This window comes from Mitsuokella sp. UBA4253 (assembly GCF_002395285.1).
Lineage (GTDB): Bacteria > Bacillota > Negativicutes > Selenomonadales > Selenomonadaceae > Mitsuokella > Mitsuokella jalaludinii.
Genome location: NZ_DGWR01000015.1, coordinates 201756 through 224897 on the forward strand (window position 1 = coordinate 201756; position 23142 = coordinate 224897).

Here is a 23142-nt window from a genome sequence, read left to right on the forward strand (position 1 = left end):
CCGGAAATCAGCAGGAATTCCGCGACGGAGCGGCGAAGTGCTATTAAGTGGATAGTGGTGATAGACTATCCGATCCCTTTGGTGTGGCAGTTGATATCCTTTCACTTCCTCAACTGCCACAGCGGCTGACTCCCCCATTTGTCAGCCGCTTCTTTTTTTGCCCGCACGCGCGGCGGGAAGTTCTCTGTCAAGCCCCCCGCCTTTACGGATTGCGACAAAAGTAGTATAATAAAGAACTATTAAGAGCTTTAGTAAGCGTATTCTATTGGCAAATCGTTCGATTTGTCGTCAGAATCGCAAAATCGTGATATGTGTCCAGTGCCTAGGAGGTCTTTTTATTGAGTCGTAAAACAAGAACCGTGAGAACCCTGTTTGCCGCCGCGCTCCTCGCGTGCGCCGCAGCCAGCACCACTGCCGTCTCAGCCGCGCCAGCCGTCACCGCACACGTCTCTTCGCATCGTGCTGAGGCTGCCATGACGGACAGCGCCTCCGCCATGGTCAAGCACGACGCCGCCATGACCGCACCGGCCGCCATGCAGCGCCATCTGCCCGCCGAGCCAGGCTACAGCAAGAATGCCGAGGTCGAAGCCAAGATCTCCCCGCTCTCGCCCGTGACGCCGACTTCGCCCATCACGCCCGCGATTGACCTGCCGTCCATCATCCCCTCGCAGCCCGCGCCGGGCAGCAGCTCCACGGCTGACGCCTACGCCGTCCGCACCGACTTCGGCAAGAGCAACCTCCACAAGTGGAGCAGCGTCTACGGCATGGACACGCCGTGGGATGCAAACGACGTGACCGACACCGAGCACTTCAAGAGCTCGACCGTCGCCTTCCTCGACACGCTCAACACCCTCGCCCAGTCAGCCGGCGTCTCCTTCGTCCTCACGGGCGGCGCTGAATACGGTTACCACGCTCACGGCACCTACTCCCACGAGAACGGCTACAAAGTCGACATCTCCGACTCCGGCATCTACGCCGGCACGACGGCCTACCGCATCCTCCTCGAGGCCCTCACTCCCTTCAAGCACCACCTCTCCCACGAGTGGAACAACAACCACTACGACATCACGATCTATCCCGCCGACTACACCGGCTCCTACTCCGGCGCCGACCACGACAACTCCGGCGACGACGAATAAGACCACAAGCACGCCAAAAAGACCGCATCCGAGCAGTTCCCTGCCGGATGCGGTCTTTTCCTTTCCTCGTGTCCACGGAGCGGCCATCAGTCATGCGGCGGCTCATCAAAGAGGCTGAGCTCATCCGCCGGCCCCGCCTCCTCCGGCGCCGCCAGGCCGCGCTCCGCCCGGTAGTGCGCCTTGAGCTGTTCCATAAGCTGCGGCAGATAGCGCAGCACCTCCGCCTCCGTCCGGAAGCAGTTGCCCGCCGCCGCATGCGCAAAGTCCGCAAACGTGCCGTGCCAGTTGCACCCGCGCACCGTATTGTCGTCCGCCATGTAGTAGTAAAAATCCGGCTCCACCGGCACGAAAGGCTCCATGCGGATCCGCGCCGCCCCGCTCAGGAGGTCCGCCAGGCATCCCTTGTCGAGCACAGCCGCCGCCCGGGCCGCCTCCAGCTCCTCCGCCGACAGCGTGCCGATCAGGTCCGCCTGCACCGCCATCGCGTAGAGCCCGTCCTCCGCCAGGAAGAACAGCGACTCCGCCACGCCCTCGACAGCAAACACCTCCCGCAGCTCCACATGCAAGAGATCCGCCACCGCCTCCATGCAGCCGCGCCGCCCCATATCATTCCAGCAACCTTGCTTCTCCATCCCAGTCCCTCCACATCATCGCCATCCCCGCCGCCGGGCAGGCACCAAAAAAGGCCCCGCAGAACCCCGCGAAGCCTCACATAGCAAGTGGTGCCGAAGACCGGACTTGAACCGGTACGTTGTTGCCAACGGCAGATTTTGAGTCTGCTGCGTCTGCCAATTCCGCCACTCCGGCAAAACGACACATCATGCATCGTTAACAGATAATAGTATACCAGACTCCCCGCCCCCTGTCAATCCCCCAAAACCTTCTCCCCTGGAGAAGGTCGCGCGGAGCGGTGGATGTGGTTTCCGTCCCTCAGTGGAAGGTGGTCCGCAGGATTGGAAGGGGTGTCAGTCAATCCGGTATAGCAAGTTCACCTCTCAGCACGCCGTTCTGACGCTTCATCTGGACAGCTTGATGCAGGATCACAAGTTCCTCGTTCAACCCAACAGTCACATGCATCTTCCCCTGAGTCCATTCCTTGACCGGATCGATGTATCGTTTTCCCAAGGGAGCTGCCATCATACGTGGATTCGTGCGATGCTCCGTCGTACTGAATCGATTTTCCGCATATGTCGTATAGGCATACACCGCCTTGATGCGAATCCCCAAGGCCGCACATAGCACCCGCATATCCAGATAGCTCGCTCGGTTCTTCAACCGAACGTCAAACCACTTCCGATTGTCCATACGTCCCTTCATTTCAATCATATGCAGGATCCAACTATCGCCCACACGCTGCAAAATAGCGTGATCCACACATTTGCTCAATCCCTTCCGCTGGCCGCGATTCCAGAAACCGCAACGATTCTTCTTATCGTACTGGGCGATACATATATTTTCACCTTTGACATGTAGTGTCAGTTCCGTATAACCGGAATCCTGATTCTCGGTCAACAGGTAGTCCGAGCACTCAGCCTCTATATACTCCGGAGCGATGAATTCCTGCAGCACAAAATTCAGTCTGGCATCATGCATCAGTCATCCTCCCCCTGGAACGCGTAAACTTCATCAAGGATGCGCTCTAAAGCATCGTTAAAGCTCGGGACTTCAAAGCCGTACTTCTGCGGCTTCAATTCCTGGACAAACGTCCTGCCCTGCTCCACAGGATCCCTCAATTCCTTCGATTCTCTTGAGAACTGATACATCCTGACCTGACGATCCTGCAGCAGGTCCACAGAGTCATAGTCAAACCGCTCCATGAGCTGCTTGCGCTCGGCAGGGGGACGCTTTGCTAGCTTCAGCATATTGTTGACATGCTGCAAGATCGTATCGCTGTGCGTCGTGACCCAAACCGATTTTCTGTTGTTCACCAAGCGGACAATGAACTGCGCCATCCGCTTCTGCAGTGCAGGATGGAGATGTGCCTCAGGCTCCTCGATGATGATCGTCTTGAAGTTGATGCCGGACTGAAGCAGCAGCGCCAGCGGCGCCAGCTCCGTGATGACCGACGACGTGATGTAGAGCGGCATATCCGCCCCCACATCCTTAGGCGTATACTGGAAATCCGGGAGAATCGTGCGCTTGATCTTGAAAGAACCATCCGTCATGTACGTCTCCAAAAACGGCATCAAATGATCTGCTAATGCATTCGCCCGAGGGGACTCAAACTTCGTAATGAGCTGCAGGAAGTCAACATACGGCAGAGTCAGTGCTCCTCTGTCCCCCACTGCCGTCTGGCTGAAGTTCGCCTGGATGGACTGTTCCAAGAGCTGCTTGTAGGTGAGCATGAAACCCGTCCTGGATGCCGGCAGATACACAGGCTCGCCATTCCGGCGCCCCCGCATCACCGGCGTGTAAAGAGGCGCCGCGATGTCCCCCATCAGCAGATTCCAGCAGATGTACGTATTCATCCGCATCAGTTCCTCGCGCGTATACGTCTCACTCTGCGGGAAACTGATGTCACGCCCCGCATGGAACGCATATCGCTTGCCCTCGCGGAAGTGCAGCTTCAACGGCTTCTTCTGCCGATAGTCCCGGACCTCCATCTTGCCAGATTCCATTACATGGTTGAACAGATGGTGCAAGAAATCCTTCTTCCGCTGGATCAGCAGCTCATTGAACCAATCGAGATAAAGCGCGACAACAGCATCGTCGAGCATACTCTCCCTGTCGACATGCTCACGCAACCAGTCCTCACAGCGCTTATACGCCCGGCTGTCCGAAGGGCGAGCAGGGAAAAGGTTCTTCCCCAAGAACAAGAGCCCCCATAAGATTGTCATCATATAGGATTTACCGCTGTTGTTATCACCAATGAAGAAAATCAGTGGTGCAATCCGGATATCCGCCTTCGCGATCTTCCCAATCCGCTCGACATGCAAAGTCCATTCCTGATTCATACGCTCCTCCCCCTGAATCACAGATATTCTCCCTCATTATAACATGGATACCCTTCACCGCATAGCACAAAACATCGTCCCCCATACCAAGAACCGCCCTGCAGCTACTGCACTGCAGGGTGGTTCTTGCGTCAACAGGCAGCTGTCCTTCCATTCGATCGTATCGAGACTGGGGACCTGTGCCTTGATGATTTTCTCGACATGCTTGATGGAGTTCACGACATTCAAGGCATGTCAATAAATGTCGTACGTCCAATCAGGTCTGGATTCAAGCGGATCACCTCATCCGAGCGATGCGGCAACGTGAGGATGATAGCCTTCAGACCATTGAAGAGTTCCGTCTTGATTGTCCGGGCGATGTATTTCTGCACATCCTTCCCAAATGTATAAGAAAGATCCTACACTAGATTCAAGTCTAGTCATTCTTCCAGGTATCGATAGCACGTTTAATCTTTGTCATATGATGATAAGTTCCTTGATTTATTGATTCTTTTTTACCGAACTCTTTTTCGGAACGCCTTACATACGTCAAAAAATTACCTTTATCTCTTATATGTTTATTCTTTTGATCTCCCCTACATCCTTTCGGCGACAATATATCCTTGTTTCTATGAGCAGAATATAGATTGTACAAACTCTTGGTTTGAATACGTTTTTTCTTAATAGACCAATATCGAGCAGCTTTTACCTTTCGGTACATACGATAATAATATTTTGATAGAGTCTTATCACGTATCGAAATCTTCTTGCCATCAAAAGAGAATCCTAAGTAATCAATCCGCTTCTTTATTTGAGCTCCTTCCTCATCAGTGATATAGAGATTACAATTCATAATAGATTGATTTCGATATTCATAAACCTGCGTTTTATTTACTTCTAATATCAAGCTTTGAACCCCTTCGATATACTTCATAATTTCCGTATATCTCTGTAGAAAATAATCCTTTCCAGTTTCGGGAAAAATGATAATAAAATCATCACAATATCTCATATAAAACCCATCATATTTTTGAATATAATCATGTATATTTTTATCAAATTCCAGCATATAAACATTGGCAAAAACAGCACTAATAGAGGATCCTTGAGGAATACCATAACCCTTCTTGTTCTTTTCGACTGCTGGATGAAGAGCATTCTTATCATCATCACTTTTGCGTAAGTTCGGAAATGAGCACTTCTTAAATTTATGAAAATCATTTATGCTCATTAATCGAGATAACTTATTTATATCTTCATATCCTGCATATGAGCCCGATTTTCCAATGAACGCAGCAACATCTTCGATACGACTTTCTGCGTATTTTGTAATACTCTTATAAACAGCATACCAATCATCAGGGAGTTTGTCCACGCCTAATACGTCACATAATCGATTTTTCAGATACCTATGATCTAAAGAATCAAAAAAGGATTTAAAATCGCCTACCATGATACAACACGAATCATGGCTCTTTATAAAATCAAATGCTGACTTTGCAAAATGGATATTATTCTTGTGAAGATCCGTTCGATATGCCACAGCTACATTACTGATTCCATCCAAATTAACGCGTCTGTTGTATAAATCATTCAAAAAAAAGGAATAATACTGGTAGATACATCGATCCAAATGTGTTGCATAACACAGTAGACGAGTTTTTTCTTTAAGGCTCTTTTCTCGATTACTATATTTTGTGTAATCCTTTTCAAATGAAATAAATGGGAAAAACTTATGCGATGCAATATTCTTTGGATTAGTTACATAATCCCATACCCAATCATCTTTCAGCGTACATCGCTTTCCAAAGTGTGCATATGCCTTACCATCGCTCTTCCCCCGGAAATCATTCAGTGTTCTGTCCACACACCATCCCTCCTTACAAATAATAAAACCCATCGGTCAAGGTGGCAATATCCTTATAACCGATGGGTATACTATCCTCTGGTGCATAAAGTGCAATTGCCAAAGAACTATCCCGAATTATGCTATGATAATCCTAGAGGTGAGCCAAATGTACACCGTTGATATCACCATGGTAATCACAATGAATCTTTCGATGTGCGTTGCTGTGCTAGCAGTATTGCTAGTTCTGAGGTGTAGTGAGAGCATGAAGCTTCATGATCTTACTACACCGGTCAAACAACGCTTGACAAACATCTCGTTCTCTTAGGCCTAATCGTCTAAGACAAGTATATTATAGCAGATCATCGCATAGATGGCAAGAACTTCACTACTCTTCAAAGATGACGTATAATATATTTCGCAAATTCCTAAAAATATAGACATGTTCTATTGCCACTAGTAGAATTAAGTTGCCACACAAAATCAAAAGGAGACAATAAATATCGGTCCGGCCTAGACACGGATCCTCACCAACAATCTGAACAAACATGTAAATCGCGCGATTAAGCGCCGTACCCGAGCAATTGGAGGGACAGCGCATTGATGCTAGTCTGCGCTAGATTGCAGTACGTTGCTGCATCTGAATGGGGTACAAAACAGTATCTTCATATGGACCATCTCTGCCAGATAGAACTGGAGCAAAGACTACTAGAAGATTAACTGATGGATTTACAATCTAAGTGCAACAGCTCCTAGAGTGCAGCGAACCGTTCCGTCCGTGGCCACTGGGAAGCGGATACTGTGGTGGGCAAGCAAGGAAAGGCATGGGCCTTTTACGGGAGTTCTTCCCGAAAGGCAAAGACATCACGGATATGCCAGAGGATTACATCCAACGAAAGTACCATGAGTTGAACCTGCGCCCCAGGAAGTGCCTTGGCTACAAAACACCATATGAGGTCTATTTCTCAAAGGTGTTGCACTTAGCTTGACAATTCGCCCCTTTTAAATCTGATAATCAGTAGTACCTAATCGGTCAAATCCTGCGGATCTGCAATGCCTACAAGCTACGCAACTAAGCATTGGCTTTACAGCAAAATTCACCGATTTTTCCTTTGAATCCAAAAGACCGTATGCATTTACTATAATCGTTAAATTTACTTCTATCAAATGAGTTTAATAGCCATCTAACATTGCGACTATAATCAAGATGTCGTATAATTTCTCCTATATATGGAGAGTCTATTTTATTATATGAAAATCCAAATGAATAAATCACATTTATGTTGTTCAGTGACTCAAAATACTTCTGATGTTTTGCTATATTTCCCGTAACATCTTTTCGCCACGCATTGTATAGCTTGTTCGGCACATTTAAAAGATTAAGATATTTTTCAATATCATCCATTGTGCCAGTACTAACAAAAGGGCACTCTGACATATCATGCTCTTCATCTTCTGGTTTTAAATCCTCACCATGACCGACTAATACTGTACCATCACCTGCTATTCCATGGATATGCTCCACGTTGTAACAGCCATATAATTTCTCTAATGTTTCAGTGTAATTGAAAGTGAAAAAACGGCTATATCCCTGATTTATATATTGTTGAAAAGATAACATAGGTTTTGCTTGATAAACATCTATTGTATTGATCCATCTGTGAAATATCTCTAGCAACATGTTCTCCGAATTATTTAAGGCTTGTAATGGCACTATATTTTGATAAGAATAATAGTCCGGATCTTTATCGGTATCCTCATTGCTGCAATCATAAGCATACTCATCAGAGGACATTATATCTTGTTGGAAATCAGCTTTTCCTAAAAGTGTCTCAAATTCATTCCATAGAAACTTACCCTTTTCGTCGAATGCATCGCCAATATGCTCACGAATATCATAAAGTAACGACCGTTCATCCGGAGATGCATCTTTTCTAGTCAAATATCGATAAAAATCTTCATACCCTGTTGGTAGTCCATGTGCACGATCGAAGCCATTTCCTATAATGAAAAGTTGATTCTGTCTCCTCACTTCAACAAGTTACCTCCTCAGGCAAAACAATATACGTCGGTATGTTAGTGGTATAAAGTGAAAATCAATAGATCAAGGATGCTTCAACGGAAGTCAAACTTATCCTTGTGCCCCACCCAATCAATCTTCCCTGAATAGGCTGCTGTATACATAACCACGATGATATCGGGCTTCTCTTCTCGGATAAATGTCTCGACGCTGCCGGTGAAATGACGCAGGTCGAGGGCTGTAATCTGGCGGCAGCCGAGGGCAAGATATGGGATAAGTGTATCGCAATAGGAATCGCGGAGAATCAGGATTCGCTTTCCACTATCGGGCTGATTCTGGTTCTCGATGCGAAGCAACGGCAAATCTCCATGCCCATAGAACGCATATGGATTCAGATTGTAATAATCCTGACGCTCAATCTGACGCGGGTCGAGCAATAAGTCGAAACCGCCCGTCGCATTAACATCGAGAGAAGGCATTTCTACATGCAGCTTTACAGGGAAGTTTGGCGTGACGACATCGAAGTCATCTGGCTCTGTTTTGACCAGTGTCACTTTCTTTCCCTGGCTACCGAGGAAAAAGGCGGGATGCGTTTCCACCCGATACCGTTCAGGTGCATAGGCCGCCCGCGTCATCGGAATGCCTTCTGATTCCAGGCGTTGGGCCAGAAGATCCGTGGCAAGCAGTGCCGCCTGTGGACGCCAGTGATGATCAGTTCGATAGAAGAAGCGATGATATGCTTCCGATGTTGGCGCAACTTCATGGAAGTTCTCCCGCAGGTCCATCACCTCAATGCCATTCTGGCGCAGCCCACTGAGCAATTCATCCGCATTCTGATTTGAAAAGTCCAGCTTGCCATTCACATCATCATCGCCGTATGCATCGACCTTGAATGGTGCCTGGACAAAGAGTAAGTGCACTCCCTGCTCTGTCGCAAAGTCAGCCAGCTTCACCACCGCATCAATGCGCTCCTGTTGTGCAGAGCGCGGATAAGCAAAGGTCAGGCTTCCATCGTCCAGCTTCGCTATCTGTTGCGAGGGATTCACGACCTGCCAGCCGATTGCATTCTCATAGTGACGACCACCCTCCACAAGCGCAGGATACTGCCAAAAACGCTTTGTCGTCCAATCCTCAACCTTCGTCTCAGCCCCCTTCGTCACGTGCGACTCCAATACGCGTGACTTGGCCAACGCACGCGAAAATACAGACTGGTGTCCCTCTTCTGCAAAAGGATATGCCTTTACCCAATCGATTTTCTTCTCCGGCTTTGCCTGATCGCGCAAGCGTATATCTGGGGCATCCTGGAAGACCAGCCGCGTGACCACGTTGTCCTGATGCAAGCGCTTGATGAGCAACTGAGCTGTGCCCAAGCGGATGAACACCGTCCCCATCGCAAGGATCAGCACCGCAAAGCAGGTAAGCATGACCTTCTGTCTCCATTTTTCAGCGTTCATGTCCCTGCCTCCTTAAAAATTAAAGTAGATGAACGGATTATAGCTCGCACTGATGCAGACGAGCGTCGCCAGCAGGAACACGCCAGCAGCCCAGATTGGCTCTCCGTATTGGAAGATACTTCCCTGCGCAAAACGTTGCTGCACGGCTGGCCATAATGGCGCGGACAGCAAACACCCGAGCACAAGGACCGAGACGCTGCCCGTCAGATAAATCCAGAACGTCGCATCGATGAGCCCCGCAGGAGCCTGACCAAACATCGCGGCGAGATACTGGCCAGCCGAGGCCAGGTCCTTCGCGCGAAAGAGTGTCCAGCCGCACATTATTGCCAGTAGCGCATAGACATGCGCCAAGGGGCCGAGCTCTTCGGGGAAGTGCGTCAGCTTTTCCACGAGTAGCAGGACAAAATAGAACAGACCCCAGCAAAGGAACGTCCAGTTCGCACCATGCCAGATGCCAGTGAGCGCCCAGACGACAAAGAGATTGCCGACCCAGCGCAGTTTCGAGACACGGTTGCCGCCCAATGGGATATAGACATAATCGCGGAACCAGGAACCGAGCGAGATATGCCAACGTCGCCAGAATTCCGTCGCACTGCGCGAGATATACGGATAATTAAAGTTCTCTGCAAAGCGGAAGCCGAACATCCGCCCCAGACCGATGGCCATATCGCTGTAACCCGAGAAATCAAAGTAAATCTGCAGGGTATAGGCCAGCACACCGAGCCAGGCTGTCGCCGTCGAGAGCGGCACCCCTGAATCGAAGATATCATCGGCCACCTGTGCGACATAATTCGCGATCAGGACCTTCTTGCCCAATCCATAGATGAAGCGCATCATGCCAGCCGCAAAGTCTGTCATGTTCTCACGGCGATGCGCAATCTGCTCCGCGATGAGATCATACCGCACGATTGGCCCCGCGATGAGCTGCGGAAATAGCGCGATGTAGAGTCCCACCGCCAGCACACTGCGCTGTGCCCGCGCCTTGCCGTAGTAGATATCGAAAAGATACGATAAGAGCTGAAAGGTGAAAAACGAAATGCCGATTGGCAAAGTGATGGAGATGACCGAGAAGTCATGATGCAGCAAGAGACCGAGCTGGGAAGCCACGAAGGTCAAGTACTTGAATACAAAGAGCAGACCGACATGGAACACAACGCCAATCGTCAGTGCACGTCGCTTGTCTGCAGCCGTATCCGCCCTCTCGATACGCAGGCCGATGTACCAGCCCACAACAATGGACAGGACCATCAGCCACTGGCTCACCCCAGGCGTAGAAGCCCAAGCTGGCCAGAAGCAGAAAGTAATTGCGGAATCGCCGTGACTTGACGAACGGATTGTAGTAGATCAGTACCACGAGCGGCAAAAATAGAAACAAAAATACCGTCGATGAAAAAAGCAAGGAAGAGTCCTCCAATCTTAACTTGAATAACTCTTCCTATCATAGCAAAAAAGTCCCCCCCCCGCAAGACATTTGTAAGGGAGGAACCATATTTACCGTTTACTTTCTATCAGATGGACTAATGCAACCGTTCCTGGCACTTTACGGATCCACTGCTTGACCCGTGCCTGATAAGGTAAAATATATTTCGCAAATTCAATTTCATAAAAAACAGACATAGTCTATTGCTGCTAGTACAATTAAGTTACCACACCAAATTCGTAAGGAGGCAATAGACCATGTCTGGTAACATTATACAACTTAACGAGGATCTATTTCCTGACGGCAACAGTGCGCTGATGCTCGTCTGTGCCAGACTTCGCCATGTTGCCGCCTCAGAATGGGACTCGAAGCGCTATATGGACATGGACCATCTATTCAAGATGAAAATTGAGCAGCCAGCTGACGAGGAAAATCCATACATTTGATGCCGATATTTACTGGCGGATGAAATGAATTTGCGAAAGAATCTTGACACTACCAGCCACGTAGAGACCGACATTCAAAGCGAAAGAATTTTGATTATCAGATAAAAAGAATTTAATGTTTCATAATCTCAGGTTCAAAATGTTTATGTTACAAGACTTACACAAATACTAGCATTGGACACATGTTGAACGAATGCTGGGCATACACACATGAAAATCATGTTATGTGGATGTAGTAAGAATCTGTATCATGCGCTGAAACAGCAGGCACTCAAAGGTGTATTTTTCACCACTTTGGTGTCAAAAATCTAAAGTAGCATAAATTCAGGCGCATTGCTCAAGGCCTTGCAGATGTTAACCTGGGACAATGAGCAAGCGACTTAAACATTATAAATGTACTGTCTTTCGAATACAGTACATTTACTTTTTGTAAATCATAATCAATAATTTAGTCAGTAGGATTTGTATCAATATCTGAATGAGAAAGGCATGTTTTACCAGAAATACTTTTTTTGCTCAAATCAGCTTTTATCTGCGAAGAACTGATTTCTGGTGTACGTGGAAGATAAACAACATCCACACCCTCTTTTTTTAAGAAGTCAAACTTTCCTTTCCAATCATCACCGATTGTAAAGATATCAATTTGATATTTATGTGCATCGGTTTTCTTTTGTTCCCAATTCTCTTCAGGGATGACTAAATCAACATATCGGATTGCTTCTAACAACTGTTTTCTCTGCTTATATGAAAAATATGTTTTTTTATGCTTTTGATTCCAATTAAATTCATCAGTAGATAAGGCTACAATTAAATAATCTCCTAACGCTTTAGCATTCCTGAGTAAATTAATATGGCCATAATGCAATAAATCAAAGGTTCCATAAGTAATTACACGTTTCATTTTATCTCCTCCAGCATATCATGTAAACTATGTCAATACATCATTTATTCAATATAGAAATAATTCTATTTACCACACGCTCAGAAGCATGGCCGTCAACAATTCCAAAATATTCTTTCTTGTATATAGCAATTGCATTTTTATAAGCATCATAACGAAAAGAATCAATCGAATTTATTAATTCTTCGTTTGTTTTATTCTTTTTCATTGGTAAATCAGAGTAGGTTTTTTTCAGCTTACGATCACTTGAATTATATTTTTCTAAATCAGAAGTATACAAGAATACCGGTTTATCCATCATAAGAAAATCATTGCATACACTAGAATAATCAGTAATCAGAACATCTGCTGCAAAAAGAAGTTCTTGTGCATCAGGATATGAAGACGCATCTTTTATCTGATTTGCTAAGTTACTTGGTATTTCTACATGCGTCATTACATTCGGATGTAAGCGCAATAAAAGATACCAATCACCTCTAAAACATTTTTTTAAGGCTTGCAAAACACCATGGAAATCAATATTATATCCATCCATACTCCCATCATCACGGAATGTAGGTGCATATAAAACGATTTTATCTTTTAAGCTTAAATGGAACTTAGCACGAATTTCTGCTTTTTGATTGGATGTACCATTTTGAAAAATATCATTTCTTGGCATTCCTGACTCTAGAATATCACAAGTACACCAAAAAGATTTTCTATACCATTCAGAGGTTTTGGGCCCATCTGAGATAAACAAATCTGTAATTGATGAATTATACTTACTTGCTTCTACATATTCTTTAGAAAGAGTTTCTTCCGTCTCTGCCTCAACTGATTTATAGGCATTTGATCCGTGCCATGTCTGGATAAAATATTGCATACTACGCTTGTAAAACGGCAAGCTATTCTTTACATTCGTTATAATTACCTTAGCTGTTGCTAAGTCATATAAGGCGCGTAAACTTATCCAGCGTGTCTTATGAATCTCATTTGGCATAGGTGAATGTATATCTTTAACTAACCATACAAGTTCAACATCTTCATTCTGTTTTATCAATTCGAGAGCAATATATTTGGGGTTACATCCAAATCCACGGCCATTAAAATTTATAAACACGACCTTTTTCTGCACAGGGAATTTAGAAAAGAAATACATCAATATCTTTTTTACAGTTTGTTTTGCTAGGTGAAGCATCTGCTGTTCTCATCTCCATCATTCGTCAATTTACTTATTGAAGTGCTTTTTAACTTTGCGTTTATAGGTACCGAGACAATGGCGTGAATACCGATAGAGATAATAACCCATGAAGAGAATCGGCCTTTTCACGATGCGGCTATACGTTCTATCACTGCTACTGACGCAAAGATAGTGGCTGAAATCTGCTTGCTGGATTGCTCTGCCCCACGGTGTCTGGCGCATATGGAACAAAGCAGGGAGATTGGACAGGGAGTCAAGCATTGTGCTGAGGTAGTTGAGGAAGATATGGAATAATCTCACGTTGTAGGCATTCTCCAACGCTGAAGCGGCTGTCTGTTTCTCCTTCAATACTTGCATGGCGAAGTCATGCTGTTCAGCCTGGCGATGGCTCAAGATGCCGTCATTGTTATGCGTCAGAGAATACTCATTCTGGTGGTAGATATACCAACACTCATTCGTAAGTCCTACGCGGCTGCAGATTGAGAATACGGCAAAGGAATAAAGGTTGTCCTCGCTCATGCGGATATCCTCAAGAAAGCGGACGCGCTTGGCAATCTCTGCCCGATAGAGTTTCGGATAGACGCGCGCCATCAGGATATTCCCGAATTCTCGGTGGTCTGCCTGCGCGTAGCCAGACAAGGCGTAATCCAAGAGTGGCAGCGTATCGGTATAGAGCCAGATCGCATGCTCAGGCGGTTTGCAAGCACAGATTTCCTCATGATCTCGATACTTGACTACCCCCCCCGAAATCATATCTAGATTATATGTTTTTACATATTCCAGGCTACTCTCCAGGAAGTTAGCGGTGAGCTCATCATCTGCATCGCAGAACGCGATATAATCACCTTGCGCATGATCCATGCCGAGATTACGCGCATAAGAAACACCATGATTAGCGATATGGTACACGGAAAAACGCTCTTTGGACTCAGCAGAAATATCATCCAAGAACGAAGCAACTTCCCGGGCACTCCCGTCATCGACGACAATGACTTCAAAGTCACGGTAGGTCTGATTCTGGATGCTAAGAAAACATCGCTTCAAGTCGTCTATCGGCGTGTTGTACACGGTCGTAATCAGGCTGATCACTATAACATCGCTCCCCTATCAATTAAGATATCAATTTCAATTATCTTGATTTTAGTTTTGCCAATACAGTTCTCTGTAAATATTCTGCACCCTGTATATGAAATAACTTCGCTAAGCCTAAATAGAGGGCAAAACTGATTAAGCCTTCCAAAAGCAAAGAAATCCAACTGCATGGTATCATATTCTGAAGAAAATGCAACAAAACGAATATAGTTCCAGCTAAAAGGAAAGGATAAATAACATCTAAAACCTGTTGTTTAACACCATAATTCAATAACCTTTTATTAGGAAAAGCATTAATACAAAACGCAATAATTCCATACAAAGCATTTCCTGCAATAATAGCTAAAGGACTAATCATGACACCAATCATCAAAATCAAGAACCAGAATGGTTTCTTGATGAATTCCAACTTTAGGGAAATATCTGCACGGCCTAGTGCTGATATCGTTTGTAGATTAATCATTCCTAAAATAGCAAAGCATTGACCAAGACATGACCATTGAAGATATGGAACTGCAGAAATCCATTTATCTGTTAACAAAACTATGATAAGATTTTCTGCTAAACCAGCTAAAATCGCCATTATACCAACTACCAGAAAACTTCCTATCATCAAAGATTTTCGCACAGCTTCACGTACTGCATGTTTATCCTGCTGTAAATGAGAAAAAGCCGGAAACAACACACTCTGAACTGTTGTTGAAATATTTCCTGCCAAGACTAAAGGAAACTGCTCTCCTCGATTAGCAAAAGCTAAATCAGCAGTCTTGTAATACCGGCCAATCAAGAAGCTACGTAATTGCTCAAAAAAAGTCCCAATAAAGCTTGTCAACATGATCCGCCAGCTGAATCCATACAGGGATTGGAACACGCGCTTGCTGAAGAAGAGCGTCGGCCGCCAGGGGATCAGGAAATGAAGTGCTGCGGTATTCACGATAACCATGACAATGTTCTGACCGACCAAGGCCCATACACCATAGCCGGAATAGGCCATCACCAGGCCGACAACACCGGATGATATCGTGCCGCTCAGCGTCGAGAAGAAGAACTTCTTGAAAATCATCTGCTGTGAGACATAGGCCTGTTGGATGGAATTCATGGCTGAAATCGGCAGGCGCAAGCCCAAGACGCGCAAGACGGGCACGAGCTCAGGGGTGTGCATCAAAAAGGCGATGTACGGGGCCAAGAGGAAGAGAAGGCCGTACAAGAGAAGCGAGAAGACGACACTGGCCCAGAACATGGTCGAGAACGACTCTTCATCGTAACTCGATTTCTGGATCAGTGCAGAGCCCAATCCGCTGGTGATAAAAACCTCCGACAAGGCGATAAAGATCATCGTCATGGCGATAATGCCGTACTCTTCCGGCAGAAGCAGCCTTGCCAATATGACCGATACCACAAAGCTGACAACCTGAGACGAACATCGCTCCAAGAACCGCCAAACCATCCCACGCCAAGCGGCAGAAGCCACTTCGTCCCGAGACATCATAATCTAAACCACTCCTATGCATCATGAATTCGGATATATCTGTATTATCGCATCATTGCTGTGGAAAACACTTCTGGCGGAACGCCTGAATAAAAAAGAAAAAATGGAGCCGATACAGGATATACTTCATACGATCCTTAGTGGTTACATATGGGTTCCTGAAGTACGCATGGATGTGCGCCTGTAAGAATGACTCCCACTCATGAAGAAGCTCCTCATAATCCTGTCGTTCCAGCTTTTGATGACAGACCTGAACCGTCCCTAGATAGATGCGGAATGCATCACATTCTACGGCTTTACGCCACTGTGGAGCAACGTTTGCTGACCACGAAAAGGAATCCTTGGCGCAGGCGATTATATCTCTTAAATTGCGGACGCTATAATTTGCCATGATGCTCCCGTCGCGCTGGACATACGCGTATAATTCATCCGGCAACCATACAATTCGATTTGCTGCATGAAAGAGCTTGTACGATGTGAATTCATCTTCATGCAGGCGACCTACAGGATAACGGATTTTCTGACAATCAAAAAACAGGTTTCGCCGATACAGTTTATTCCAGGCCACGACCAGTTCCACTGGATGAACCCGAAAAAAATAGGTCATCAAATCGTCACGGGAAAATACATGCGGATGGTGTAGCATCGTCGACTTCAGTGATTCTTTTCGGGTTCCATAATCAAGAAAATACGAGGATACCGCTACGTCCGCTTGATGTTCAAGACAAGCCGACAAGAGCCTTTGATACATCTGCGGCATGATATAATCATCGCTGTCAACAAAAGCCAGCCAGTCTCCCTTTGCCGCGTCAATGCCAACATTCCGCGCATCTGAAAGTCCGCCATTCTTCTTATGGATGACGCGAATCCTTGGGTCACGCTGGGACCATGCGTCACAAATTTCGGGGCAACGGTCCGGCGATCCATCATCCACTAGCAGGATTTCAAGATTCGCATAGGTTTGATCCACGATGGATTGAACACATCGGTCCAAATACGCTTCCACCTTGTAGATGGGAACGATGACACTAATCAGCAGTTCTCGCTGATGCTGACCTGTGCTGGAATTTTCCCCATACCAACTACTTTGCGATAAAATCCCCATTCTCACTTCTCCCCACAGACACAATCCATCTCATTTAATCGTAACTCTAAAACATAATATAATTATTATACGCCAAACGCTGATGCATGACAACCGACGCCATAAAAAAGGTCGGCTCTTGTGGATATCCTGTGGACAACATGTGGATATCTACCATGTGGCTGTGGATAAATATAGGGAGTGCTCCGCTTTATGTGTCAGGTTGTGCGCGTTCTGTGTCCGCTCTGTGTTCTGCTCAGGCACTGTGGATAGCCGTCAGGCGTTGGCGCGGCTGGCTTCCGGGCGCTCCTAAGACGTAGCTCAAGCAAAGAGAAAGAAAAGTAACGTAGTACGGCGTCCCTCCTGGCAATCGATGGTGACTGTCGCGTGGTCCCGTCGCTCGCATGCCCCGCATCTTTCCGTCCTTCGGCAGCGGCATCTTTCCTTCTTGTTCCTTCTTGATTCCTCACGATTCTGCCCATTCCCCCTGTCTTTTCGCATGTGTCAAAAATTTTTCTCGAATGGCTGTCGCACCATGTCTGGCAAGGGTTGACACATGTTTGACACTTCGCCTGTCTACGTCTCGTGGGCAATCTTCTCTTGACAGAATCACACTCTCTCGGTATACTAGGAGCATAGCACGACAAAACGCGTGGAAACGCGGAACACACCTTTGCACGACCACAATCAAGACGTATGAGCTTGCTTGTCTCTCTGTAGCAGATCGGCGGCTCTATGTTCTTGAGGCCGGTCTGCGGAGGGGCGGCAAGCTCTTTTGTCTGTGCGAGGAGCATTTCATGGACTCGAAGGAGGGATTCGATGGCCAAAGAGGCGATGACGGGCTTCATCACGGAGTTCCGTTTCTTTCACCAGATGCAGCCGGTGCGGCCGGTCTCGGCCTGTGCGCAGGCGCTCTGGCACTACTTGTTCTACCGGGCAAACGCCGCGTTCTGGCAATTTCCCCTGAAGATCCAGGCCAACGAAATTGCCGGGGCGCTGCGGATCTCGCGGTCGGCGTTCATGCGCTCGCGCGAGGAGCTCCGCAGCGCGGGCTATCTGCTCTACGAGCATGACCCGGGCACGCGGACGGTCAAGTACTACCTCGTCAGCAATGTGCGGCCGCACATGCTCGTGACGCCGGCTGAGATGCTGGCGGGCACGAAGTCTTATCAGGATTTTCTCTCAGGAACACCAGCGCAGAAGGAGGTAAACCATGTTGCTTACGAATCATGCCCAGAAGCTGTATCGGGGAATTGAGGCGCTCGGCGGCGGCGTGATCCGCGAGCAGGTGCTGCGCGCGAAGGCAGGCGGCATCTCGCACGGGACGTTCATCGCGGCGCGGCAGGAGCTCTGCAAGGCGGGCTTCCTCGCCATCAAGCGCACGGCGCGCAAACCGCACTACCGCCTCATCGACACGGAGCGCGCGACAAAGGTCATCGCGGAGTCGGAGGCCATCTACGCGCAGGGCGAGGTCGCCGTCTTCGAGGCAAAGGCGAAAGAGTCGGCCGCCCGGGCAGAGGCACCGCCGCCGCGCAAGGTGATCCCGGTCCGGATTGCTCTGGCAAAGAAGGTATCGGAAAATTCCCGGGATTCTCGCGATACGACAGACAAGATGGACGGCGTGGCGCTGAAGCTCGTGCCGATCGCGATCTTCGAGGATGGCCTGCCGCACATCGCGGGCCATTTCGCGGATTTTGCGGACTGGCACGAGGCGCTCGTGGAGGCGTTCGGCGACTTCGACCTCGACGAGGGCAAGACGCCGCGGACGTACATCCTCTATGTGCCCGCGCGGCGCAGGGAGGACCACTACGAGGTCTGGCCGATGCCGGACGGCCTCATGGTACTTTAGCATTCATAGATTCGATAGTTGATGGGATGGGATGGAATTTGTGCAAGGTCCATCCTTTCTTTATCCCTATCCCCCACCATCTCTCTAGAAAGGAGTCTATCATGCGAATTTTCATCAACCCAGGCCACGCGCTCGGCGGTCGTCCGGACCCCGGCGCGGTCAACTGCGAGCACGGCGTGACAGAGGCGGCAATCAACGCGCGCGTCGCGGAGAATGCGCGCATCGCGCTCGAGCGCTGCGGCTACGAGACGAAGGTCGTGCAGAGCCACAACCTGCGCGGCGAGGCGCCGGGCTACCCGAATGTCACGGGCCTCGCCAACAGCTGGCCCGCCGATGTCTTCGTCTCGATCCACGCCAATGCCGGCGGCGGCCGCGGCTGCGAGACGTACGCGTTCAGCACGCACTCGTGGGGCCACGCGCTCGCGACGACGGTGCAACAGACGCTCTGGCGCGCCGTCAGCCGCATCGACAAGAGCTTCCCGAACCGCGGCGTCGAGGTCAATCCCGACTTCACGGTGCTACGGCGCACGGCCATGCCCGCCATCCTCGACACGGAGGAGGACTTCCAGCTGCTCGTCAGCCACGCCGCCGTCTTCGGCCACGCCATCGCCAGCGCCATCGACCAGTTCCTGCGCGCCCACATCACGCCGGAGGGCGATCTCATTTTCGAAGAGGATGAGCCCGCACCATCGATGTGGCGGTATGTGCCCGCTATCATATAATAGGAAGGAAATCGTCAATGACGTGTCAATTTAAGTGTCAAAACTTTCTTGTAAATACCCCTTGCTTTTGACATGTCAATCCCGTACAATAAAATCAAGGCAAGGGAAAACGCTCCTGAGCCTCGGGCAGCCGCCCGGCCTCGCGGCTGCCTGCTGAGGCCCCCACCCTCTCACCTGAAAGGAGAACTATCATGGCTACGCAGCGCACGAACATCACGACTTCCCTCAAGATCAAGGTGGAGAACGGCACGACGGATGCCGGTGCCGTCAAGTACGCGACGCGCACGTTCAGCTCCATCAACCCGGAGATCAGCGACGAGGACCTGCTCGCCGTCGGCCAGGGCCTCGCCGCCCTGCAGTCGCACGACGTCGGCGACATCCAGCGCGCCGAGAACGCAACGCTTGTCACGGCCTGAACAGCTGACTCGCACTCGCCCCTGCACCGGCCGCCGCGGCAGCAGCCGTGACCCTGGCCGGATGAACGGATGAACCATCGCTCACGCATCGAAAGGAGTCACCACCATGAAACGCACGCTTGAAATCGAATTCCTGCTCGACAACGCCAAGACGAAGACGCTCTCCCTGACCGACCCGAAAGATGACATCTCGGCCACCGCCGTCCAGACCTGGGCCGAAAACGTCGTCGCCAAGAAAGCCTTCCTGATTGGCGGCTCCTTCCCCGTCGCCTACAAGGGAGCCAGCATCCGCAAGGTCGACGTAGAAGAGCTCGCCTGACCCAATCCCCCCAGCTGACAGCAGCCGCTCTCCCCTCCTCCGGCTGCCATAGCCTTGCCTCATGGCTCAATCGCCCCACTTTGCTACACCCCCGGCAATCGCCCCCCAAAGAAGGTGACCCGCATGGAACAGAACCTGCTGACCGCAATCTCCAGCGTCGGCTTCCCCATCGTCGTGACGCTCTACCTGCTGACCAGCTTCCAGCGCTCCATGGACCGCTTCACCGACCAGCTCAGCGAGCTCGTCAAAGAGCTCCAGCAGCAGCGCCACATGATTCACTGACCCTCTCCCCATAAAAAGCCTCCCTGCAGCATCGATCTGCAGGGAGGCTTTTTGCACTTATATATTGCGCCTATATATTAGGAAAGGTTCCGTTCAGTCTGGTCACAGTCGATCTACCTCGCTCGGCTTATCCGCAGTCCTGAGCCGCCACAGTGCCATTGCCCCTATCGTATAGCCATCGGAAATGTAGCGGCTCTGATAGACCATGCCAAACTTCTGGTGATAGATCTCCATCGAGCGAATCAACTTGCGGACTGCAGGGTCAGGACAGCTTGACGTAATGTATCTGTATCACCTACATTCCCAGGAAAAATGATATAGGGAATCTGCGGGAATTTACTCTCACGACCTGTACGCCAGACTGGAACACCTGGACAAATTTGACCAATTACCGTAGCCTTGTGCACATGAAGGGCTTTTGTAGCAACATCGCTGGACGTAATTCCGCCTTTAGCAATCACATAAGAAGGTGTAATCGATAATCTTCCTACGAGTGACTGTACCGCATCAGAAATCTTCACCGAACGAGCTAGAGCGGACTCCTTCGTGTCATCAGGCAAGGTCAAAACTTTGCGTTTGGTATAGATGACCGCCGTCTTTCCCGCTCGAATAATTGCTTCTTCCCTTTCCAGGATACGGTTTACTTCCTGGGAAAACAGCTTCGGTTTCAGTACTAGATCCGAATCCAATTCCAGAAATTCAAGTCCCGGCAAGCCTTGTAAGGCTTTTAATTGTGCTGTGGTCTTCTCCGTATGAGATCCGACCACGATCACTCCTCCGCTTTGCTGTGTTGCCATGCTTTTTTCCTGAAATATTTCTGCATGTGTGAGCAAAGGGCGGTCTTCTATTGCCCCCATCTCCTTTACGAAAGCAGCCGCCGTGCGGAACAGGAAATACTTGCCACGCGACAGAGCTTCATAAAGTGCCAGAACGAAAACGCGAACATCGTCTTGCGTAACGGCATTGACAATTACTTTGCCAAAATCATGAACTTGGCATAAACGTGCGGCAATCGCTTCCACATTGCCCTGCCGCAGTTCTGCAATGGAGATAGACATGACGGTTTCCCGCTTATACGCGCCTTGTGTCTTTTCTTCAACATAGTCACGCAGATTCGAAGCATGATACCCGAACGTCTGGTCCTCAGCAAATTCAGTTTGTCCAACTGGCACTAATTTCCGGCCATAACAAACATAGTGTACATCACCAAAAGTGAACCGGCCGCCTTCTTTGAAATAAGGACAAAGAATTTCACCGTCCACATGTTTCGTCGAATGAGCTTCCAATGTTTCGCGTAAAGTCTGTGTCTCTAGCGGATAATGCCCCCGCAATGTAGAATCACTGCGGCTGATGATCAAAAAATCTTTCTGCAAACGTTGCGCTACCTTCAGGATTCGCTCAGCGATTTCCTGATGAACCTGTTTGGTTTTTATTGCAGAAAAGCTGCGTGAATTCGTCAGAATATAAAATAGCTTCTGTTTCTCGCGAAAGCCTTCTTCGATAGCAGACTCCGACCAGTCCGTAAAAACCGACACATCATGCAGAGTCTGTACACCAGTTGGATCGTCATCCAATACGACAATCTTATGGTTATCGTGCATGCTTACTGCGGCTAAACGTTCTTGTAAATCAGGAAAGTTCAAAGACGGAAATGTATCGAGAAAAGAAATATCGTAGCTGGGACTCACTTCGCATTTTTCCATATCCATCACTTCACTATCTGAAAATACGCCCGTCCCTCTTCCGGTGTCATCGGCATTTTATCCATGGCATGCAAGAGTTCTACCGTCTTTTTGACCAATGGAAGATTACTCGAGACTCTCGTATCTGGATCCAGATAGTCACTGTCTTCGAAACCGATACGGATCGTTTTTGCGCCCATGCCAGCAGCTGCGGCAATGATTGAAAAATCGCGACGGTTTGCATGTGTGATGCCCCACAGTGCATTCGATGGTATCATCTGGATCATGGTCGCCAGTGCCTGCGGGGTGGCAGGTGCTTCTCCTTCATGCCCTAACACAATACTGAAAAGAACGGGTTCAACAAAGTCATATTTTTTCATAAAACGTTCCATTGTGTAGGTATGGCCAACTTCAAACGTTTCAACTTCAGGTGTCTTCTTGTTCTTTAATATTTCTCGAATGCAATAGTCCACATCATCAAGTGGGTTACAATAAACTTGGCGCCCAAGATTTGTAGATCCAACATTCAAAGAACAAGCCTCTACTGAATCTAAGTACAACGGTACACACCGTTCCTGAATATTCAGTTTCGATACACCGCCCGTTGATGCTTCAATAATCATATCGGTATTCTGACGGATTAAATCCACGGTTTTCTGAAAAAGAGTAGTATCCGTAGTCAGATTCCCCTGCCCATCACGAACGTGCAGATGTACCATAGCTGCACCAGCTTTCCAACAGGCAATCACATCTTCTGCAATTTCTTCTGGAATAATCTGGTGGTTTATTCCACTGACCGGAGCTACTGAAATCAAAACTTTATCCATTTTTATCCTCCAGTTCCTCAGCCTGGAAGATAATCAGA

At 48.4% G+C, this 23142-nt stretch carries 24 protein-coding genes, 1 tRNA gene and 2 pseudogenes; 10 read left to right on the forward strand and 17 right to left on the reverse strand.

Going from position 1 to position 23142, the window contains the following annotated elements:
* Positions 1-338: 338 nt before the first annotated feature.
* The gene (locus B2X55_RS08125) at positions 339-1139 is read left to right on the forward strand and encodes a hypothetical protein (protein WP_286821661.1); all 801 of its coding nucleotides are present in this window, start codon (positions 339-341) and stop codon (positions 1137-1139) included.
* An 86-nt stretch (positions 1140-1225) separates the two neighbouring features.
* On the opposite strand, the gene B2X55_RS08130 is transcribed toward B2X55_RS08125, so the two are convergent.
* The 6 genes from B2X55_RS08130 to B2X55_RS08155 all read right to left on the reverse strand — a co-directional run bounded on the left by B2X55_RS08130 (position 1226) and on the right by B2X55_RS08155 (position 5939).
* Positions 1226-1771 (reverse strand): hypothetical protein, encoded by a 546-nt coding sequence (locus B2X55_RS08130; protein ID WP_286821662.1) that lies wholly within the window; start codon positions 1769-1771, stop codon positions 1226-1228.
* An 88-nt stretch (positions 1772-1859) separates the two neighbouring features.
* A tRNA-Leu gene (locus tag B2X55_RS08135) sits at positions 1860-1946 on the reverse strand.
* Positions 1947-2108: 162 nt separating this feature from the next.
* Positions 2109-2732: a hypothetical protein gene (locus B2X55_RS08140; RefSeq protein ID WP_286821663.1), complete on the reverse strand. Its 624-nt coding sequence runs from the start codon at positions 2730-2732 to the stop codon at positions 2109-2111.
* Positions 2732-4093: an AAA family ATPase gene (locus B2X55_RS08145; protein ID WP_286821664.1), complete on the reverse strand. Its 1362-nt coding sequence runs from the start codon at positions 4091-4093 to the stop codon at positions 2732-2734. The genes B2X55_RS08140 and B2X55_RS08145 overlap by 1 nt, the downstream gene beginning before the upstream one ends.
* 224 nt (positions 4094-4317) lie before the next feature.
* Positions 4318-4464, reverse strand: coding sequence for a hypothetical protein (locus B2X55_RS08150; RefSeq protein ID WP_286821665.1), 147 nt, complete (start codon positions 4462-4464; stop codon positions 4318-4320).
* 44 nt (positions 4465-4508) lie between these two features.
* On the reverse strand, positions 4509-5939 hold the full coding sequence (locus tag B2X55_RS08155; RefSeq protein ID WP_286821666.1) for a reverse transcriptase domain-containing protein: 1431 nt from the start codon (positions 5937-5939) through the stop codon (positions 4509-4511).
* Between the two features lie 496 nt (positions 5940-6435).
* On the opposite strand from B2X55_RS08155, the pseudogene B2X55_RS10920 reads away from it, so the two are divergent.
* Positions 6436-6638 (forward strand): annotated as a pseudogene (locus B2X55_RS10920) (IS256 family transposase); the annotation flags it as partial.
* Positions 6639-6745: 107 nt separating this feature from the next.
* Positions 6746-6907 (forward strand): annotated as a pseudogene (locus B2X55_RS08160) (IS30 family transposase); the annotation flags it as partial.
* Between the two features lie 83 nt (positions 6908-6990).
* On the opposite strand, the gene B2X55_RS08165 reads toward B2X55_RS08160, so the two are convergent.
* The 4 genes from B2X55_RS08165 to B2X55_RS08180 form a co-directional block, all read right to left on the reverse strand.
* Positions 6991-7950, reverse strand: coding sequence for a bacteriophage abortive infection AbiH family protein (locus tag B2X55_RS08165; protein ID WP_286821667.1), 960 nt, complete (start codon positions 7948-7950; stop codon positions 6991-6993).
* Positions 7951-8033: 83 nt separating this feature from the next.
* Complete coding sequence (locus tag B2X55_RS08170; protein ID WP_286821668.1) at positions 8034-9392, reverse strand: alginate O-acetyltransferase AlgX-related protein; 1359 nt, start codon at positions 9390-9392, stop codon at positions 8034-8036.
* A gap of 12 nt (positions 9393-9404) precedes the next feature.
* Positions 9405-10655, reverse strand: coding sequence for an MBOAT family O-acyltransferase (locus B2X55_RS08175; RefSeq protein ID WP_286821669.1), 1251 nt, complete (start codon positions 10653-10655; stop codon positions 9405-9407).
* Positions 10652-10834: a hypothetical protein gene (locus B2X55_RS08180; RefSeq protein WP_286821670.1), complete on the reverse strand. Its 183-nt coding sequence runs from the start codon at positions 10832-10834 to the stop codon at positions 10652-10654. The genes B2X55_RS08175 and B2X55_RS08180 overlap by 4 nt, the downstream gene beginning before the upstream one ends.
* A 235-nt stretch (positions 10835-11069) precedes the next feature.
* Here B2X55_RS08180 and B2X55_RS08185 point away from each other — a divergent pair, with 235 nt between their 5' ends.
* Entirely contained in the window at positions 11070-11258 is a 189-nt protein-coding gene (locus tag B2X55_RS08185) for a hypothetical protein (protein WP_286821804.1), read from the forward strand.
* Between the two features lie 448 nt (positions 11259-11706).
* On the opposite strand, the gene tagD is transcribed toward B2X55_RS08185, so the two are convergent.
* The 5 genes from tagD to B2X55_RS08210 are packed head-to-tail and all read right to left on the reverse strand — an operon-like array spanning position 11707 to position 17028.
* On the reverse strand, positions 11707-12159 hold the full coding sequence (gene tagD, locus B2X55_RS08190; protein WP_286821671.1) for a glycerol-3-phosphate cytidylyltransferase: 453 nt from the start codon (positions 12157-12159) through the stop codon (positions 11707-11709).
* A 40-nt stretch (positions 12160-12199) separates the two neighbouring features.
* Positions 12200-13339: a CDP-glycerol glycerophosphotransferase family protein gene (locus B2X55_RS08195; RefSeq protein WP_286821672.1), complete on the reverse strand. Its 1140-nt coding sequence runs from the start codon at positions 13337-13339 to the stop codon at positions 12200-12202.
* 30 nt (positions 13340-13369) lie between these two features.
* Positions 13370-14431, reverse strand: coding sequence for a glycosyltransferase family 2 protein (locus tag B2X55_RS08200; protein ID WP_286821673.1), 1062 nt, complete (start codon positions 14429-14431; stop codon positions 13370-13372).
* 40 nt (positions 14432-14471) lie between these two features.
* Positions 14472-15923 carry a lipopolysaccharide biosynthesis protein gene (locus B2X55_RS08205; RefSeq protein ID WP_286821675.1) on the reverse strand — a complete coding sequence of 484 codons (1452 nt, stop codon included), beginning with the start codon at positions 15921-15923 and terminating at the stop codon, positions 14472-14474.
* Positions 15924-15975: 52 nt separating this feature from the next.
* Entirely contained in the window at positions 15976-17028 is a 1053-nt protein-coding gene (locus B2X55_RS08210) for a glycosyltransferase family 2 protein (RefSeq protein WP_286821676.1), read from the reverse strand.
* Between the two features lie 798 nt (positions 17029-17826).
* On the opposite strand from B2X55_RS08210, the gene B2X55_RS08215 reads away from it, so the two are divergent.
* The 6 genes from B2X55_RS08215 (at position 17827) to B2X55_RS08240 (ending at position 20595) form a co-directional block, all read left to right on the forward strand.
* The gene (locus B2X55_RS08215) at positions 17827-18264 is read left to right on the forward strand and encodes a hypothetical protein (protein ID WP_055160604.1); all 438 of its coding nucleotides are present in this window, start codon (positions 17827-17829) and stop codon (positions 18262-18264) included.
* Positions 18221-18856: a hypothetical protein gene (locus B2X55_RS08220; RefSeq protein WP_286821678.1), complete on the forward strand. Its 636-nt coding sequence runs from the start codon at positions 18221-18223 to the stop codon at positions 18854-18856. Before B2X55_RS08215 ends, B2X55_RS08220 begins: the two co-directional genes overlap by 44 nt.
* A gap of 101 nt (positions 18857-18957) precedes the next feature.
* Positions 18958-19578 carry an N-acetylmuramoyl-L-alanine amidase family protein gene (locus tag B2X55_RS08225; RefSeq protein WP_286821680.1) on the forward strand — a complete coding sequence of 207 codons (621 nt, stop codon included), beginning with the start codon at positions 18958-18960 and terminating at the stop codon, positions 19576-19578.
* 191 nt (positions 19579-19769) lie between these two features.
* On the forward strand, positions 19770-19994 hold the full coding sequence (locus B2X55_RS08230; protein WP_036376625.1) for a DUF1659 domain-containing protein: 225 nt from the start codon (positions 19770-19772) through the stop codon (positions 19992-19994).
* 106 nt (positions 19995-20100) lie between these two features.
* On the forward strand, positions 20101-20313 hold the full coding sequence (locus B2X55_RS08235) for a DUF2922 domain-containing protein (protein WP_286821681.1): 213 nt from the start codon (positions 20101-20103) through the stop codon (positions 20311-20313).
* Positions 20314-20436: 123 nt separating this feature from the next.
* Positions 20437-20595, forward strand: coding sequence for a YvrJ family protein (locus tag B2X55_RS08240; protein WP_286821682.1), 159 nt, complete (start codon positions 20437-20439; stop codon positions 20593-20595).
* A 242-nt stretch (positions 20596-20837) separates the two neighbouring features.
* Here the strand turns inward: B2X55_RS08240 and B2X55_RS08245 are convergent, their stop codons facing one another.
* Both B2X55_RS08245 and B2X55_RS08250 read right to left on the reverse strand, forming a co-directional pair.
* Positions 20838-22304, reverse strand: coding sequence for a four-carbon acid sugar kinase family protein (locus tag B2X55_RS08245; RefSeq protein ID WP_286821683.1), 1467 nt, complete (start codon positions 22302-22304; stop codon positions 20838-20840).
* Positions 22304-23104, reverse strand: a complete 801-nt coding sequence (locus tag B2X55_RS08250) for a 3-keto-5-aminohexanoate cleavage protein (protein WP_286821684.1) — start codon at positions 23102-23104, stop codon at positions 22304-22306. Before B2X55_RS08250 ends, B2X55_RS08245 begins: the two co-directional genes overlap by 1 nt.
* Positions 23105-23142 lie beyond the last annotated feature (38 nt).